At 62.9% G+C, this 17197-nt stretch carries 15 protein-coding genes, 1 tRNA gene and 1 other annotated feature; of the genes, 9 read left to right on the top strand and 7 right to left on the bottom strand.

Translation table 11 applies throughout. The features are described from left to right. The first annotated feature begins 998 nt into the window (after positions 1-998). The 3 genes from EDE08_RS35190 (at position 999) to EDE08_RS35180 (ending at position 2679) form a co-directional block, all read left to right on the top strand. Positions 999-1697, top strand: a complete 699-nt coding sequence (locus tag EDE08_RS35190) for a Crp/Fnr family transcriptional regulator (protein WP_131874050.1) — start codon at positions 999-1001, stop codon at positions 1695-1697. Positions 1698-1853: 156 nt separating this feature from the next. Then, positions 1854-2228: an Hpt domain-containing protein gene (locus tag EDE08_RS35185; RefSeq protein ID WP_165936332.1), complete on the top strand. Its 375-nt coding sequence runs from the start codon at positions 1854-1856 to the stop codon at positions 2226-2228. 202 nt (positions 2229-2430) lie between these two features. Further along, positions 2431-2679 (top strand): hypothetical protein, encoded by a 249-nt coding sequence (locus tag EDE08_RS35180; protein WP_131874055.1) that lies wholly within the window; start codon positions 2431-2433, stop codon positions 2677-2679. A 72-nt stretch (positions 2680-2751) separates the two neighbouring features. On the opposite strand, the gene EDE08_RS35175 is transcribed toward EDE08_RS35180, so the two are convergent. Beyond that, positions 2752-3369 (bottom strand): helix-turn-helix domain-containing protein, encoded by a 618-nt coding sequence (locus tag EDE08_RS35175; protein ID WP_131874057.1) that lies wholly within the window; start codon positions 3367-3369, stop codon positions 2752-2754. A 333-nt stretch (positions 3370-3702) separates the two neighbouring features. Here EDE08_RS35175 and EDE08_RS35170 point away from each other — a divergent pair, with 333 nt between their 5' ends. Together EDE08_RS35170 and EDE08_RS35165 are read left to right on the top strand one after the other, a co-directional pair. Further along, on the top strand, positions 3703-4866 hold the full coding sequence (locus tag EDE08_RS35170) for a hypothetical protein (protein ID WP_131874059.1): 1164 nt from the start codon (positions 3703-3705) through the stop codon (positions 4864-4866). A 736-nt stretch (positions 4867-5602) separates the two neighbouring features. Next, on the top strand, positions 5603-6817 hold the full coding sequence (locus EDE08_RS35165; protein ID WP_131874061.1) for an EAL domain-containing response regulator: 1215 nt from the start codon (positions 5603-5605) through the stop codon (positions 6815-6817). A 9-nt stretch (positions 6818-6826) separates the two neighbouring features. On the opposite strand, the gene EDE08_RS35160 is transcribed toward EDE08_RS35165, so the two are convergent. The 4 genes from EDE08_RS35160 to EDE08_RS35145 form a co-directional block, all read right to left on the bottom strand. Further along, positions 6827-7687, bottom strand: coding sequence for a DMT family transporter (locus EDE08_RS35160; protein WP_131874063.1), 861 nt, complete (start codon positions 7685-7687; stop codon positions 6827-6829). Positions 7688-8004: 317 nt separating this feature from the next. Further along, positions 8005-8511, bottom strand: a complete 507-nt coding sequence (locus EDE08_RS35155) for a type I restriction-modification system subunit M N-terminal domain-containing protein (RefSeq protein WP_207913180.1) — start codon at positions 8509-8511, stop codon at positions 8005-8007. A 560-nt stretch (positions 8512-9071) separates the two neighbouring features. Beyond that, entirely contained in the window at positions 9072-9686 is a 615-nt protein-coding gene (locus EDE08_RS35150) for a GDYXXLXY domain-containing protein (RefSeq protein ID WP_131874065.1), read from the bottom strand. Further along, entirely contained in the window at positions 9683-10954 is a 1272-nt protein-coding gene (locus tag EDE08_RS35145; protein ID WP_131874067.1) for a DUF2157 domain-containing protein, read from the bottom strand. Before EDE08_RS35145 ends, EDE08_RS35150 begins: the two co-directional genes overlap by 4 nt. Positions 10955-11326: 372 nt before the next feature. Further along, positions 11327-11382: a sequence feature (sul1 is cis-regulatory element that is thought to sense ions involved in sulfur or methionine metabolism; They are found in Alphaproteobacteria), on the top strand. Positions 11383-11589: 207 nt separating this feature from the next. On the opposite strand from EDE08_RS35145, the gene EDE08_RS35140 reads away from it, so the two are divergent. Together EDE08_RS35140 and EDE08_RS35135 are read left to right on the top strand one after the other, a co-directional pair. Continuing rightward, positions 11590-13074 carry an MBOAT family O-acyltransferase gene (locus tag EDE08_RS35140; protein WP_165936333.1) on the top strand — a complete coding sequence of 495 codons (1485 nt, stop codon included), beginning with the start codon at positions 11590-11592 and terminating at the stop codon, positions 13072-13074. 15 nt (positions 13075-13089) lie between these two features. After that, the gene (locus tag EDE08_RS35135) at positions 13090-14085 is read left to right on the top strand and encodes a hypothetical protein (RefSeq protein WP_131874071.1); all 996 of its coding nucleotides are present in this window, start codon (positions 13090-13092) and stop codon (positions 14083-14085) included. A 297-nt stretch (positions 14086-14382) separates the two neighbouring features. Here EDE08_RS35135 and EDE08_RS35130 read toward each other — a convergent pair. Then, positions 14383-14472, bottom strand: a tRNA-Ser gene (locus EDE08_RS35130). A gap of 416 nt (positions 14473-14888) precedes the next feature. Beyond that, complete coding sequence (locus tag EDE08_RS35125) at positions 14889-16031, bottom strand: ROK family protein (protein WP_131874073.1); 1143 nt, start codon at positions 16029-16031, stop codon at positions 14889-14891. 331 nt (positions 16032-16362) lie between these two features. Between EDE08_RS35125 and rplU the strand changes: the two genes are divergently transcribed. Both rplU and rpmA read left to right on the top strand, forming a co-directional pair. Continuing rightward, positions 16363-16749 (top strand): 50S ribosomal protein L21, encoded by a 387-nt coding sequence (gene rplU / locus EDE08_RS35120; protein ID WP_061028931.1) that lies wholly within the window; start codon positions 16363-16365, stop codon positions 16747-16749. Between the two features lie 102 nt (positions 16750-16851). Next, entirely contained in the window at positions 16852-17121 is a 270-nt protein-coding gene (gene rpmA, locus EDE08_RS35115; protein WP_008538809.1) for a 50S ribosomal protein L27, read from the top strand. Positions 17122-17197: the final 76 nt, after the last annotated feature.

Below are 17197 nucleotides of genomic sequence, written 5' to 3'. Positions count from 1 at the left end.
GTTCGGCTCCTGCTCGAACTTCACCAGCTGATTGTCCACGGTGTCCAGGCTCTCGCTGGTCTCCGTCAAAAACTCCCGCAACAGATCATCCATGAGCTACGCCTTACTGACCTGGATTTAAACTGGGCGCCCGGGCCACCCTTGGCACGGACGGACGCCCTCTCCTCGATCGTTAGACATCCCCTTTCACAGTCCCGTTAATTTCATGCTCCGTCCTACTACGGATATTGAAGAGAAGTTTGCGGTTCGACCGCATGCCCCAGCGCTTTTCGGCAAATCCGTCTCTACGCCGCAAAGGAGTCGGCGTGCGAGGTAAACGGGCCGATAACAGCGAGGCGAGGCGCGCGGGAAAGTCCTGCTCGCGAAGAGCATTGCAGACGGCCTGTTGGGGGTTGGATCGAGCCGGTCGCAACCGGCGATGCTCTCGTGACCTGCGCCTTGTGGTATTGCTGCGACGTGCGCGGCCCGCGCATGAGGTAAACGAACTCTTACCCTGCGGCGATAGCGATTCGTGCCGCGCTAACCTCGCCCGCACAGCCGAGGCAATGCCGCCGCCACCATGCTCTGGCGGGCAATGCGGCATGACGATGTCGATGATCATCAGATCGAGCTGGTCGTGTTCGAACGTCCAGCCGGCTTCGCCAGCCTTGCCATCATCATCCGAAATTGTTGGACCGTGCCACAACCTTTGGCCTAATATCTGCCAGACTTACAACTGAGCGACGAACGGGCACTTGCCGACGGCATCCGATGGGCGCGTCGTTCTGTTCCCCGGAACTGCCTCCATGCTTGAAATCGGAGCTTTCCTTCCAGTCGCTGCCGCAAGCGCGCCGCTTTGCAAGTGCGAAGCGCCGCAGGAAGCGATTGCCGCGGCCGGACAACCTGTCTCAATTGCCAATATATCCCGGCCTGTACATGATTGAACCTACCGCGCAGGACCGTGATTTCGCGCGTCGCGACTCGACGGTGCAGGAACAGCGGAGGCAGCTTTGGAAACGATGGCGCGTCCACCCAACGGTTTCCTGTCCGCGCTGTCGGCGGACGATTATGAATTGATCCGTCCGCACCTGCGAACGGTTGATCTGCCCCATGACGCAGTGCTGGCCGAGACCGGCGAGACGCTGAAGCGCGCCTATTTTCCTCACCGCGGCGTCATCTCGCTGGTGGTGGAACTGGCCAGGGACGAGCATGTGCAAGTCGCCATGATCGGCCGCGACAGCCTGCTCGGCACATTCTCGATCATGGGCGAGTCGACTGTATTGAACACCGCGCTTGTGCTGGTTCCCGGCGTCGCGTCGGTGGTGGATCTGGATCCGCTGCGGATCGCCGCCGACCAGAGCAGCACCTTGCGCACGTTGCTCATGCGCCACGGGCTTGCGGTCTACGTCCAGGTGCAGCAGACCGCCGGCTGCAACGTCGCCCATCCCGTGGAGTCGCGGCTGTCGCGGTGCCTGTTGCACACTCATGATCTGTCGGGCGGCTCCCGGCTGCTACTGACCCAGGAGACCATGGCACAGATGATCGGGGCGCGGCGCAACAGCGTGTCGCTGGTCGCCCACTCCTTGCAACAGGCCAATTTCATCCACTACAGCCGCGGACACATCCAGATCATCGACATCGACGGCCTGCGCCAGACGGCGTGCGCATGCTACGCCACGGTAAAGGCCCAGTACGACCGGCTGCTCGGCATACGCTGAACGCCGCGGGCGATTGGTAAACCGCCGGCTAACACCGGTCTGCAAACACCGGCCATCTTGCTACCGGAACTGAAATTCCGATGCCGTAGACGGGAGACGTACCTCGCGCCGCCACATGCCGCGCGACGACGCACGATGATCGAGGCAGGCAAGCCCATGTTTGACGCACCCGTCGCGCCTGCGCAGAACGCGCTCGATGCCGCCCCCGCGCGAGAGCCGCGCGCGTACGAAGCGCTGGTGCGCGAGATCGGCGAGGATGCTGCCTCTGAAGTACGCGATGTATTCTGGAGCGAGACCCGCGCGCGCCTGCAACTGTTCCGCACGCTCTCGCTTGCGCAGCACCACGCCCGGATCGCGCGCGAGGCGCATTCGCTCAAGAGCACGGCCGGGACGTTCGGCTATGTCAGGCTCGCAGCGCTGGCGTTGCGGCTGGAGAAGACCGCTGAGGGCCTCGGCGAAGCCAAATTCCACGCTCTCCTGGACCGGATGGATGCCGCCTACGCCGCCGCGCGCGCGCAAGAGCCGCAGTAGGTCTAGAACCATCTTCCTTCCAATCGAAGTCGGACGGAAATCGCGCAGCGTTGCGCGTTGACGCTTTTTCCTTGCGCGAACCGGTATCCACTCCGCCCCGGCGAAGACCACGCGAAGCCCGCCGTACTTCTACGGCTTGGGATGTTCATAGATGGCTAATCATAGGAGGCGATAGTCCCCGGGAAAACCAGGAGGGTTTCCAATGTTCAAGTACGAGACGGCCGACCAGAAAGAGGTTCGTCGCTTCCGCATCGCACAGTTCAACGGCCGGATGGCGACAGTGAAGGCTGGCGAGTCCACCGTGACCGGCTTCGTGCGTTCGGTGCTTGAGCAGGAATCGAGCGTGCCTCCCCGCTGGACCATCACGATCATTCCGAACGCGCCGAAGGAAGAGGTCAAGCCGCTGCGTCGCGCCTCCCCCGCGCGTCCGTTCGCCGAAGATTATTTCTGAGCAGGACGGGTTTCCGAACGTCTCGAGAGATGTCGCGGGCGCATCGCCTGCCGGCGACACGGCACGCCCGCCTCAGTCGATCGAATGCAGCAGCGCCGCACGGACGAGATCCGCGGTGTTGCGCGCACCGAGCTTGCGCATCGCCTCGGCGCGATGGCTCTCGAAGGTGCGCGGACTGATCTGCATGCGAAGCGCGCCCTGCTTGTTCGAATAGCCTTCGCTGATCAGCCTCAGCACCTCGCGTTCGCGCTTGGTCAGCCGCTTCTGGCCCGACGGACCGACGGGCTCGGCGCTCGGCACGCGCTGTGGCTGCAGCGCGCGAGCGGCCTTCGATTGCGCCTCCTCGGCACCGGACGGGATCGGCAAGCCGCCTTTGCCGGCGAGCTGCTTGACCAGACCGCAAACGCGCTCGGTCTGTACCAGCGCGTTCTCCACCACCCGCTGCAAATAGGCACGATCGCCCGTAGCAGGCACGAGCTGATCGCTGTGGTGCTTGATCTCGCCCATGTAGAGCAGGAGCGCAGTCAGGGGGCCGTTGAGCTCGCGGGCGATGGCCGCGGCCATTTCGTCGGCCGCCCTGGCACGGGCGGCGCTCAGGCGGACGAAATCGGGCCCTTCAGGCGGCGCAGCGCCGCCTTCGTCCCATTCCGACGGCCGCGAATCAGTGGCCGTATCATTCGGTGACCCCATGGCACTCGTTTAGCGGAACCGGAGCCGGTCTGTGCTTAACTTTCTGCTCCGTAAGACTACGGTGATTTGGGCACTTTTGCGCTAAAAAGGCGACTTCGGCACAATTTGTGCTTGCGTACGGCCGCCCTCGACCGTGCAGCGGTTGAGTTCCGGCCAACACCTTGAGCCGTCGGACTGGAAAACTCCCCTTGATCGCCGCCTCCAACCGGCGCCGGCCCCCGGGTTTTACGGATTAATTAACGGCGACTTGCTTCTCTAGGGAGGTTGAGCGCGCAAATGCCTCCACGCATTGGGCCCGCAAGCCAGCGGGACACGCTGCGAAAGATGCGTGCCATGAACGAGATCGATCGACTGTCGGAATTCCTGCAGAGGCTGACGCCGCTGTCGCGCAGCTGTCTGCTCAGCGAGCTCGAGCGGCTCGAGCTGTGCGGCATCGACATGCCGGGCTCGGCCGACATCCAGGCCCGTTTGCGCGCCGAGTTCCGCAAGGACGGATCGACCCAGGCGCGCGCCACCAGCCCGTCGCGCTATTTCTTCGCGCCGCTCGAGCTGCTGCTGATCGACGGCGCGCCCGAGCATGCCAATCTGGGGCGGATCTCGCGCAACACCCTCACCCCGATCTGGGAGTGGATCTGTCGCGACCTGCTGCCGACGATGGCGCGCGACTACATCAAGGCGATCAACGACCAGGTCGCGGCCAACAACCCGAAGGAAGTCCAGAAGATCGCCTCGACCTTCCAGACCAAGGTCGTCAAGGTCCTCGAGAACACCCTCACCTCGCCCGAGAGCGCCGAATCCGCGCGCGCCAAGCTCGGGCAATATACCGCCTCGCGCACCGCATTCGACGACGTCGTGAAGATGCTGCATGTGTTGCGCGCCGGCGATGCGCTACCGAAGTTCAACGAGAAGCTGCCCGAGAGGATCGCGAAATTCGACGACGGCCAGGTCGCCCAGACCATCGCGCAACTCGACGCCTTCAAGAAAGCCCATCCCGAGGCGCTGCCCTTCGCGCTGGCGCTGGTGGCGCGGCGTTTGAAGACGTCCTGGCAATTGGTGCGGCTTGCCACCAAGGCTGCTGCGAGCAAGGCCGCCGCGGACATTGCCGCCACGCCCTATTCCAGCGTCGTTCACATGGTCCTCGACCGGCTCGACGACAAGCGCCTCGCGCTTCGTATCGCGCTTCGCAACAACCGGGTGCTGGTCGCCCGCGACCTGCTCGCCGAAATCTACGACACCGAATATGCGCTCAAGGTCCGCATCGACGGCATCGAGCATTGCGACTGGGGCGTCCGGCTCCAGCAATTGCTCGATGCGATCGCGACGCTGGTGTCCGCCGAGGTGAGCCGGTTCCCCGACAATGTCGGCCACATTCTCGGCTCGCGGCGGCTGCGCAGCCACGACACGCTCGGCGGCAAGCTGACTTATCTGGCCTGGAAGGGACGCGACGCGATGCAGGACGGTGCGGCGGCGTTCCGCAAGTTGATCGGGCAAAACTAAAGCGCGATCCGATTAGCTAGGCGCGCCGGGCGCGCGGCAGGCTCAGGAAACGGTCGAAAAACCGCCCCGACAGCACGAATCTGAACCACCAAGACATCATTCGCCGCATCGACATTGCTGTAGTCCTCGACAGCCCACCACCGGCTGCGCGGACCAATAGCGCAGCTGCAGCAATGCGCGTGTGATGTGCTTCACATTCTCGGCCGCGGGCCCGGCTCCGTTGTCGCAGGACCACCGCGCGCGAAAGCGCAGGATGCGCGCATGGCGGGAAGACGAGCTGTTCCGGCGCAGCCGTCGCGTCGATGCGCGCGCTGACGCTCGCATCGACGACAATGGCGCTGACGTCATCGCCGCAAGGCCATTGCACACCGATCACAACGACAGCACCACCAGCCGCGTCCGTCGAACGAGCACGCGGGCTGGCGCGACACGAGAAAGTCGCCGGCAATCGATCCCTCCGTCGGCCGCATTGCTGCGCCAGGGCAACCACATTGCGCGATGCGATCGAGCGGCAGATTGCACGCCCGTTGCGCGCAACGGACTTTTCACGTGCTTCGACCGCCGTTGCGCGTGCGACGCCTGGATATGCGGATTCTTTTCGAAGCTTCTGTCGAAAAATTAGCTCGAATTGCAGAGCTTAACGTTACCCAAATTATTCAAGAACGATGTGAAGCTCTCCTTATTTGAATCCGCGCTCGCCGTTTAAAAAACCGTCACGGAACGGGAGTGGTGTACGATGAACGATGGGATTACTGAACTCGTCGGACGAAGGCCTGTGACCTTCGGACGGCGGAAGGTGACGCCGCGCGCCTGCGTGGCCGACAGCAAGCGTCACCTGCGCGCCTTTCTCAGCGAGGTGCTCGAGGATCTCGGCTTCGTCACCTGCGAATGCGCCAGTGCCGACGAGCTGCAAACCGTGCTCGCCACCGAGTTGCCGGACCTGATCCTGCTCGGCGTCGCCGCCGATGGCATCGAGCCGGGACGATTCCTCGAAATCCTGGTGCGCGAGGCATTTGCCGGCAGGGTCCTCGCCGTCGGTGCCCGCGAGTCGATCATCGTCAAGGCCGTGCGGCAGGTCGGTGAGGAATACGGCCTTGCGATGCTGCCGCCGCTGACCACGCCCTTTGCCGCGGAGACGCTGCGCGAGCGTGTTGCGATGCTGCTGCCGGAGGAGCCGGCGCCGAGCCCGGCGGTGCATGTCGGCGAGGCCTTGCACGCCGGCTGGCTCGAGCTCTGGTACCAGCCCAAGATCGACGCGCGCACGCTCGTGCGCAGCGGCGCTGAGGCGCTGGTGCGGATGCGGCATCCGACCTGGGGCGTGGTGCCGCCGGCCTATTTCATCCCGGAGCCGCACGATCCGCATTTCCGCGGTCTGTCGGAGTTCGTGATCGATCGCGCCGTTCAGGACTGGCACTATCTTCTGGAACAGCAAAGCCCGGTCGATCTGTCGATCAATCTTCCCGCCTCCTATCTGAGGGAGCCGCACGCGGTGCGCGATCTGTGCCGCCGCGTGCCGACGCATCCGGCCTTCGGCGGACTGACGGTCGAGATCGACAGCGAGGAGGCGATCCGCGAGCTCGATCTCCTGACCGAGGTCGCGCGCGAGGTGGGCTTGCACAATATCGCGCTGTCGATCGACAATCTCGGCACCAACTGGCCGTCGCTGATGGGGCTCGACAGGATTCCCTTCGTCAAGCTGAAGGCCGATCGGCAGTTCGTCACCGGCAGCGGCGGGGACCGGCTGAAGCGCACGGTGTGCCGTCACATCGTCGAGCTGGCGCAGGGCTTTGGCGCGCGCACCGTGGCTCAAGGGGTCGAGAGCCGCGCCGACCTCGTGGCGGCGAACGAACTCGGCTTCGATCTCGTGCAGGGCTTTTTGTTCGGCAAGCCGATGCCGCTGAAGAAGTTTGCAAGGAGCGCGCTGACGCGGACGGTGATGGGCGAGGCGTGAGGCACAGCCTCACGCGAACCGCCGCGCGAAGAAGACGCAGACGACCACGAGCGCGGTCGCGACGATCATGCTCCAGGCCACGGGCTCACTGAGCAGAAGGCCGGCGAGCGCCAGACCGAAGAACGGCTGCAGCTGCTGCAACTGGCCGACACGGGCAATGCCGCCGATGGCGAGCCCGCGGTACCAGAAGATGAAGCCGACGAACATGCTGAAGACGGAGACGTAGCCGAGCCCGATCCAGGCGGGCACGCTGATGCCGCTCCAGACGGGTGGCCATGTCAGAATCGCGAGCGCCGCCATCAACGGCAGCGCGAGCAACAGCGCCCAGGAGATCACCTGCCAGCCGCCGAGCCGGCGCGACAACGCAGCGCCCTCGGCATAGCCGAGCCCGCACAGCACGATCGCGGCCACCATCAGGAGATCGCCGGTGAGCGACGCCGAGCCGTCGCCAGCGAGGGCGAAGCCGGCCACCGTGGCGCTGCCGAGCACGGCGAACAGCCAGAACAGCGGTTGCGGCCGCTCACCGCCGCGCAGCACGCCGAAGATCGCGGTCGATAGCGGCAGGAGGCCGATGAAGACGATCGAATGCGCCGAGGTGATGTGCTGGAGCGCCAGCGCCGTCAGCAGGGGGAAGCCGACCACGACGCCGATGGCGACGATGGTGAGCGAGGCGAGATCACCCCGCTGCGGCCGCGCCTGCCGGAGCACGGCGAGCACCACTGCCCCGATCAGCGCCGCGATGACGGCGCGCGCCGAGGTCAGGAACAGCGCCGAGAAGCCGCCGACCGCCACCCGCGTCGCCGGCAGCGAGCCGCTGAAGATGATGACGCCGAGAAGCCCGTTGCCCCAGCCGCTGGCCGAAGAGTGCATGTTGGTCTCGCTTGGTGGGGCGGGTGAGCTGGTGCCGGGGCGGTTGAACGCCTCGCGTGAAGGCATGGAACAGCAAAAGTGCGAAAACAACCCCATGCACAGTAGACGGGGGTTGCAAGATCAATGGGTTAGGAGGGGGGTTGGATGAGGTGCGGGTCGGGCAGGATTCTGGAGGCAGAAAGCCATGGGATCGTGGTTGACTCGCCTGTCCGGCGCACCCGTGAGAGCGGACAAGAATTGGCTGCTAGCGGTGCGGCCTATGCCGAATGACATCTCCCGGCATTTGCTTCGTCGGGCAAAACAGGGGCATAATGCAATCATCTCGGAGGGTATCCCATTTGCAGATTGTCTATACGATCAGGGTGTAGGTCCACGTCCGCCATCGCCTTGACGATGGTGAAGAGCCGATTGCTGGAATCGAGCTTTTCGATCTGGTCATTGAACTTGAACCTATCGAAGATGGCGCGAGCGGTCGGCGAGAAGCCATTGATGTAAGATACAAGGTTGGGCGCGATGTTCTCGGCATCCCCAAGCAGCTTTGCGAAAGTAAAGGGACTCGTGTTGTAGAGCGGGTACTGGCGAGAGGGGTCCGCCGCCTTTCCGAGCAGCCGCTCCATCGCATTCCTTGGCATCTTCTGCGCCGTCAGCTTTTTATATTGCTTCAGAACAGCGTCCTTCGTCGGCTCAAGGACGCAATCAAGCCTGCGCAGGACGACCATAGGCAACATGACCAGCCTGTATTGCGGCGGCCGATAGGGGCCTCGGAGGCGGTTCGCGATTTCCCAAATGTCGGACTTTAGTTCGTTATGCAGTTGCACGTTCACGTGTGGGAAGCTCAGCAAATCAGAGGGAGATGATGCAGGAAGACAGATTCGTATAGTTCACGCCTTGTATAGGCAACACAACTTCAGACGGATACCGTTGTGTTTTGCTAGTACAAAGTGATTTGGCTCAACGGGGGAGGTGACAACTGCTGTCTGGCAGGGCGCTTTCGCTCACCAGCCTGGCCGGCTCTGTGTCCTGCGATGGTATGCCGGAGAGGGAGGATTGGGACACCCGAAAGGCTTGCACTTTGCCGCATTTCGAGTGCGGCGCATTCAACCACTCTGCCACACGACGGTCCTCGTGTTCTACCATGGAACAACAAAAGTGCGACCTCGTGCACCATAAAGGGACCTTGTAAGATCAATGGGTTACGCGGGCGGAATTGAGGGACGCGGCGGGCAGGAATTCAAGAGCCAAAGAAGAGCAAGGATTCGTAGTTTGGCTCGCCTTCCGGGGCGCGCTCGTCCGGCCTATGAGAGTAGGCTTCGATCGGCACGGCCCCTTCCAAATGACGCCTCCCGTCATTTGATTCGTCGGATATCACCCCATTGCCATCCCCCTAATACAGCGGCTCCTCGTACACCGGCTCGCCGTCGAGCAGCAGCCGCTTGATCGCCGCGCGGCCCGAGGGCAGCACGGCGGCGACGATGCGCAGCTTCTGCTGGTTGCGGGCGTCCTCGAGCTTCCTGCCCTCGCCTTCGGGCACGAAATAGCTTTCGAGGCCGTATTTGATCGGCAGCTTGTCGCAGAAGCGGCGCCGGTCTTCGCCACAGGCCCCGCCATGATTTCCGACGCGGCCGCGGATCAGCACTTCGGGCGCGGTGACCGCGACCGGCTCGGCATGCACCGAGACGGCTTGATAGACGCCGCCGGCATTGGGCGCGAGCTTGACGAAGACATCAGGATGGCGCGCATCCGCGGGCTTGCCGGCGAGCGCGCCGGCCGACACTTGCGAGATGTCGTAGCGGAGCACGACATAGTCGCCGCGCAGCAGATCGCGGGGATCGACCGGCTGCGTCTGCAGGGTGACCTCGACGCCTTCGCGCAGGATCTGCATGCGGTCGGCGACCATCAGGACCAGTAGCGCACATTGAATGAGGATGGCGGCGACGAACAGCGCGGCTTTCGGAATGCGCTGCCAGAGCCCGGTGAGGGACGCGATCGTCTTGTTCATCGCTCAGCCCTCGGCAACATGCGGTTGAGCGCGGTTGCGAACAGGACGGCCACCACGCCCGCGGCCGCAAGGAAAGCCGATCTGCGCAGCAGCGAGCCCTTCACGGCCCAGGTGATGCCCGCAATGACGCCGGCGATCCCGAGCCAGCCGGCGACGATGCGCGGGCGCGCTGCATCGAGCATGCCTGATACGACGAGGCACAGCATGGCGCAGAGCAGCGCGGCATAGGCGAACCAGGGCTCGCCGGCCGTGGATGCCGGCCACAGCGGCGCCGCGACCAGCACGAGCCCGATCGCGCATCCTGCCAGGACTTCACCCGGGCGCCTGGTGATCGCGGCGGACACGAGCGCAAGGATCACGCCGGCAACGCCGCACAGGATCGCCCAAAGCGGCTGGGCCGGCACCGTGGCGGTCCGGAGGCGGATGATGTCATCGACGGTCGTCACTTCCAGGACGGCGGCGCCGGCCAGCGACAACGCGCCGTAGATCGACAGAACCGTTCCGAGGCCAAGCGCCCGCGGCGAGGGTGCGGCGGCGATCGCGAGCCCGGCGCCGAACAGCAGGGCCGCCCCGTTCGCGAGCACGAATGACGGCTGGGCTCCGGCGAAATCGAAGCGAAGCGACGTCGCGATCCACCACGGCAGCAGCGCGAGCGCGACGAGATGGGCTGCGACGCGGCAATTCCACGCAAAAGCCGTCGCGGCGGCGACGAGCCAGACCGCCAGGAACGGAAGATGCAGGGCGTCGGGCGTATCAGTGGTCCGCAGGCAGGTCCAGATCGAGGCGGCGACGAGGCCGACCGCGAGCGCACCGCGCGAGCCGGTCAGCAGCGCCGCGGCAAACGCGCCGATCGACCACAGCAGCATGCCGCCGGCAAAATCCTCGCCGAGATGATACATCTGGCCGACCAGCGCGATGCCCGCACCGAAGATGATCGCACCGACGCTGGCGCAGAGATCGGCGAGAACGCTGCGGCCGCTCGCAGCGAACCAGGCGCCGAGGCCGCCGGTGACGACCATGCCGGCGAGCAGGATCGCGAAGCGCATCGGTCGCGCGATCTCCGTCCAGTGTGCCGCGACGAAGGCGAGGAATGCCGCCGCGATCAGCAGGCCGCCGACGATGGCGACGACCATTGCGATGTTGATGCCGGCCGGAAGCGGCGGCAGCGCATTGCGGATCGAGGCGGCCGCCGCCGGCGCGATCACACCATCGGCCTCCCATCGCCCGAGATCGGCTTCGAGGCGCTGCCGGTAGGATTTGTCGAACATCGTTTGGGAATACTCGGGGTGTCGTCGGAGGGCGGGACGTTGCTAGGTCGGATCCCACCCGTAGCAGGTTCAACCCGTCACCGCTGTGCAGGAAAAACGGCCATCTTGAACTGCGTCTAAAATCTTAACGCCAACGAACTAGTTCGGTCGGTCGAGATGCAGGCAGCTGGTTCGATGCCTGACGTCGGCGTAATCAAGACCGTGCTCGCCACCTTGCCAAGGCGGTCTTGCCGAGGCGGCCACGGCGATTCTGGAATGGCGGAGGGCGATCTCTGCGACGGTTATTTTGCGCGCCGATGCGACTGAATGCCACTGGATGACTTGACGAATCTCAAGAACGACTGCCGCCCAATTGCAACGATGGCTTCATCACATGGACCTGGTGAGAAGCCAGGTGGCTCTTCTGGCCGCCCATCCGCCAGATAACGTCAAAGCCCCGGCACGTCATCTTCTGCCCCGGGCACCGTGAGACTCCTCTCCTCCCTACATTCGCGAATCGAACTGTTCGAAAGCAGCTTCGCTGAGGATTCGGCGTCTACAATTACGATGGTGAAATCAACGACAAGTGGCTGAGTTACCGGCTCTGACTAAGTCTAAAAAGACGCGATTAACCGTCAGTGAGCGGAGTAATCTACGTGCTGTTTAATTCTTATCAGTTCATACTCGTATTCCTGCCCGCCGTCCTGTTCGGCTATTTTGTCCTGCGTCTCTTTGCAACCAAAGCCGTCACCTTGCTTTGGTTGATCGGCGCGTCCCTCGCGTTTTATGCGGCTTGGGACCCATGGAATCTTCTGGTGCTCTTTACGAGCATCGCCCTCAATTTCATCTGCGGCACGAGCCTCGCGGATCGCGCGCGAAGCGGAAGGCCAACCGGACTTCTGCTTGCCGTGGGCATCGCTTTTAACCTCTGCATGATCGGCTATTTCAAGTATGCAGGCTTTCTCGCCGCCAACGTCAATACGATTTTTGGAACCGACATTCCTGTCCTCGATCTGGTGTTGCCGCTGGCGATTTCGTTTTTCACATTTCAGGAGATCGCCTATCTCGTCGATTCGTCACGGGGCGAAACGTACGGGTATCGCTTCAAGGATTACGTATTGATGGTGGTGTTCTTCCCGCACCTGATCGCCGGGCCGATCGTCAATCACCGGATTTTAATGCGTCAATTCATGAGCAACGAGCAATTGAGCGCGAGGGCCCCAACTCTTGCGCTCGGAAGCGGCCTGTTCGTCCTCGGCCTTGCAAAGAAGGTGCTGTTCGCTGATGGCATGGCGCCTCAGGCCAATCTGATTTTCGACGGTGTGGCCAAGGGAGCTTCGCCGACCTTTGCCGAAGCCTGGGTTGGAGCCCTGGCGTATACTTTGCAACTCTATTTCGACTTCTCCGGCTATTCCGACATGGCGATCGGATTGGGCCTCCTGTTCGGGGTTCGCCTTCCGCTGAATTTCAACTCGCCGTACAAGGCAGAAAACCTCATCGATTTCTGGCGACGCTGGCACATGAGTCTGTCGGCATTTCTCCGCGATTATCTCTACTTTGCTCTCGGTGGCAGCCACCGAGGGGAAGTACGGCGGTTTGCAAACCTGATCGTCACCATGCTGCTCGGCGGGCTGTGGCACGGCGCGGGATGGACATTCGTCTGCTGGGGAGCGTTTCATGGCTTCGGGCTGGCCATATGCCATTTCTGGATACGTCTTTTCGGTACTGCCCAACGCGGCGGCACCAGGCGAGCCGGGGCCATGGTTGGCCGCACTCTTACATTGATATTCGTCGTGTTTGGGTGGGTGCTGTTCCGTGCGGACTCCATGGGAAGCGCAACCAAGATGATGGGGACGATGATCGGACTGAATGGGTTCGATCTCGGGATCAATGCCGACCGGCAACTGACCACCCTGCTGACGCTGGCGTCTATCGTCGCTTTGTCGGCGATTGCGCTGTTTGCCCCCAACTCACAGCAGTGGCTGGGTTACGATCCGCAGCATCGGGCTGAAGAGCACTCCTCCTGGGCCAGTCACTTTGCGACAGCCTACCCGGTGCACGGCGTGGCATTGGGCTGCCTTTTCGTCTTCACGCTGACCCAGATGTCCATCGTGCAATCTTTCCTCTATTTCCAGTTCTGACCGGAGGAATCCAAAATGCAGATGATCCAGACGGGCGATGAAGGTAGCGCCGAACGTCGCGCGCGGGTCTGTCTTGCCGCATTTTCCACTACGGTCCTCCTGTCGGTGGTTGGATTCTTTGCAGCACTCGGAGTTTTGCGGTCCGTTGATCGCCTGCCGCCGCCTCCGGTATCCGGGACGTGGTGCATCGACGGCCGCTTTGTCTGGCTGAGAGACAACCCGGATTGGAAGAATGCGGCGCTCATCGGGGTGGGATCGTCGGTGACCTGGCGCAATCTTGATTTCAATGTGGTTCGCCCCGAGGGGGGGATCATAAACGCAGCGCCCTGCGCCCTAACCGTCAATCAGACTCGTTATATGACGGAGTTTCTTCTCTCGCGCACATCGAATGCAAAAACTGTGATGATGGTCCTTGCACCGCGAGACTTCCAAGGCTGTTCGAGGAATCCGACTGCATTTTTCGATCCTGATCTGGTCGATCAATTCATCGATCGAAAACTAAGCAACAGACTAGACAGGGCGTGGCTTCGCTTTCGTAACTTTCGTCTCAAAGACGTCTTCTTTCACGTGCTTTACGCCGAAGAGCGCCGCTCCGAGTTGCAGTTTGACGAGTTTGGATCCGGCCCCCTGGTCAGGGACGTGCCGGACGCGGGATACCCGGTCAAGCCTGAGTCCGGTTGCTATTCGGAACTAACCGGCCTCGCCACCTGGCTCGAATCGAAGGGCATTCAGTTCGTTGCGGTGACTTTTCCCGTCATGCCGGGGTGGGCCGCACGTCACGACCGATCCCGCTCGATACGAGAACAATTCAGATCTGCGGTCGCATCCGCGCTTGCCCCTACCAAAGCAATCTTGGTCGATGGCATGACCGAATGGGAAGTGCCGGACTCGGCATTCACGGATCCGGTGCATCTACAATGGGCGGAAACGGCTGCGTTTACCCGTTATGTCTGGAAGGCTGCTCAACAGAAGGGCGCAGACTTGCCTCGTCTAAAGAGTGAGGGGAAATGAAGGAGGAGAGCAGGCCGGAGACGCAAAGCAGCTCAACAACATGCGATAACCGGAAAGAGCCGCCGCGTGCTGCCGGGCCGGCGGGTGGTCGCGGGGTGTTGGCTGAAGGCTTTATTTTGCGGACGTTCAGATAGGCCCAGACGGCGCATCGATAGTAACGCAGCCATGGTGCGGACCGCCTGTGCGGGAGGCGGCCTGAGGTTCGTTGGAGCGGTGTCCGACCGAGCCCAGCCGGGTCGCATGTGCGACAGACCTTTGCAGGTCGAAAGCACGGACCTGTTGTTGAGGGCTGCTGGGTGGCGGAGAGGGAGGGATTCGAACCCCCGATAGGCTTGCACCTATGCCGCATTTCGAGTGCGGTGCATTCAACCACTCTGCCACCTCTCCTGAAGGCGCCATGTAGGAGCTGCGGCCCCTGTGGTTGGGGGCGTTAATAGGCGAGGATGGCGGGCCAGACAAGGCGCGGGAGACGAAAATCGGGACGGTTTTCCGCCGAACCTGCGGCGGTCGCGATGCTGGCGGCGCCGATTGCGGATTTTGGCGCGCGTTTGAGCGTTTCGGGCCGGAGTTTTCGCGCTTCGGCCGGCGCGGGGGCCGAGGCCGCAGACGCGAATCACGGCTCGAAGGGAAAGCAGAAGGGGGTGGGACCGCCAGACGCGGTAAACACTGGCGGTCCCGTGCCGCTCATTGAAATACTGGCCAGGAAGGGCGGCTTCGCCGGCCGAGTGAAAGCGGCGCTTTCGACCGTAGCGTGCAGTCCGCATGGCGCAACGCAATCCGTCCCTTAACCTAACCGGTCAAGGTTACTCCTTGTCCGACTTGTTGTCTGACTTGCCCTTTTTCTTCCCGTTCTCCGTGGAATCCCGGTCCTTGCCGTTGCCGTTCTCCTTGCGGCGGTTGGTGAAGCGGGCATTGCCGAGCCCGGTGCCGATGGTGAGCACGCCCCAGCGCCCGACATCCTGCATGAACGGCACTTCCGACAGGCCCTGAACGACGCCATCATTATGCATCAGGATCGCGGTGTCGTGCTCGCCGATGACGGGGATCGCCTCGATGAGGCTCGCCGGCAGGTTGAACTTGCTGCTCTCCCAATTGCCCGGCAGGTTCTGCGCGCCCTTCTCGATCGAGCCGTCCGCGTTGATCACCCCGGGACAGGCGATGCCGATGAAAGGCGCGAGCTTGTAGCCTTCGGTCTCGGCTTCCGTGATCAGCCCCTTCAGCATCTTGGTGAGCCGCTTCACCGCGCCTTCGCGCGTCGGCTCGTCATCGGCATGACGCCACAGCTCGGAATGCACCACCTTGGCCTTCGACAGATCCTTGGCCTTTTTCCAGCTGGTTTCCACCAGGCCGCAGCGGATGTTGGTGCCGCCGATGTCGACGGCGAGGATGCTGTCATGGGCTTCGAAGATCCAGGACGGCGCCAGATGCAGCGCGCCGAGCAGGCCGGCTTCGTCGGGATGATGGCGGATCGGCTGCAGGTCGATTTTGAAATCCTCGGATTTCAGGATGATCTCGGCGCGGGCGATCACGAGCTCGCCGAGCCGGGAATCGCGAAAGCCGCCGCCGACGACGATGCGCTCGGTCTTGGCCCAGGCCTTGGTCTTGAGGAAGCGGCGCGTGACATAGGCGAGCTCCTGGGAGAAGTCCTCGATGGCGCTGTGCACCACGGCCGAGGCCTCAGTGTCGTCGCCGACCAGGATGGCGTCCAGCGTCTTCTTGTTGATCTCCTCCGTCGGCACCTTGCCGAACGGGTCCTCCCCCGTCTTTCGCAGCGGCTTGCGCCAGCGCTCGAGGACGTCCCGGAACGCGCCCTTGCTGGCGCGGTCGCCGAGAAAGCCGTCCTCGTCCTTGATCTCGATGTTGAAGCTGTCGACATCCACCGACGGCAGCCGCTCGGCGCCGTGCTGGGCGATGCCCGTTGTCTTGACCAGTTCGTCCGTTGCCATGATAGCCCTTGCCCGCGAGAGATTCGCGAGGACAACGGCGAGGGAACCCGATGGTTGCAGCCCCGGGCCGAGATTCCCCTCGGCCCTCGCAAACGATCCAAATCCTTCAGATCTCGGACCTTTTCCCGCGGTTTTCCTTGACTCGCGGCGTCCAGCGGCTATAAGTCCCACAGCCGGCGCGGGGTGTTTCTCGCGCCGCTTGCTTTTGCGTGGGTTTTCAAAGGGGTAAGTCCCGCCCGCACAAACGCGCATAAACCCTTAGCGACTGATAAAAAGCCGGCCCCGACGATATCAGTCGCGAGGCCGGGATTGAACACGAAGGAAAAAAACGATGTTCGCAGTCATCAAAACCGGCGGCAAGCAATACCGCGTCGTGCCGGATGATGTCCTGGAAGTAGGCAAGATCGAAGGCGAAGTCGGCTCGATCGTGCAGTTGAATGAAGTTCTGGTGGTCGGTGGCGACACGCCGGTGCTGGGCGTCCCGACGGTGGCAGGTGCCTCCGTGGCGGTCGAGGTGCTCGACCACAAGCGCGGCCCCAAGGTCATCGCGTTCAAGAAGCGCCGCCGCAAGAATTCGCGCCGCAAGCGCGGCTACCGCGACGAGATCACCGTGCTGCGCATCAGCGAGATCCTGACGGACGGCGCCAAGCCCACCAAGGGCCCGCGTCCGAAGCGGGAGAAGGTGGCCAAGGAGCCGGCAGCCGAAGCCGCCGAGTAACGAGATTCGATCACGCCAGTTCACGAAACGAGGCGTGAGACCTTTTGAAATGATTCCGTCAAGGAATTGACCTAGACATACGCAGGATTTCGGAGACGAGCCATGGCTCACAAAAAAGCAGGCGGTTCATCGCGTAACGGACGCGATTCCAAAGGCAAGCGCCTCGGTATCAAGGCGTTCGGCGGGGAGATCGTCACTCCCGGCAACATCATTGCGCGTCAGCGCGGCACGACCTGGCACCCGGGCCTTAATGTCGGCATGGGCACGGACCACACTCTGTTCGCCAAGATCGAGGGCCGCGTTGCGTTCCAGGCTAAAGCCAACGGCCGCACCTTCGTATCGGTGCTCCCGATCGCCGAGGCGGCTGAATAGACGGTGGATCAAATTTGGAGTCCGCCGGGTCCCGACTGAACCGGCGGAGTCCACAAGCAGGCTCCAGGGGAGGCGG

Origin of the sequence: Bradyrhizobium sp. R2.2-H (genome assembly GCF_004346455.1) — a bacterium.
Taxonomy (GTDB): Bacteria; Pseudomonadota; Alphaproteobacteria; order Rhizobiales; family Xanthobacteraceae; genus Bradyrhizobium; species Bradyrhizobium diversitatis.
Note: the sequence above shows the minus strand (reverse complement) of the source record. Positions and strands in the feature narration are given on the sequence as shown.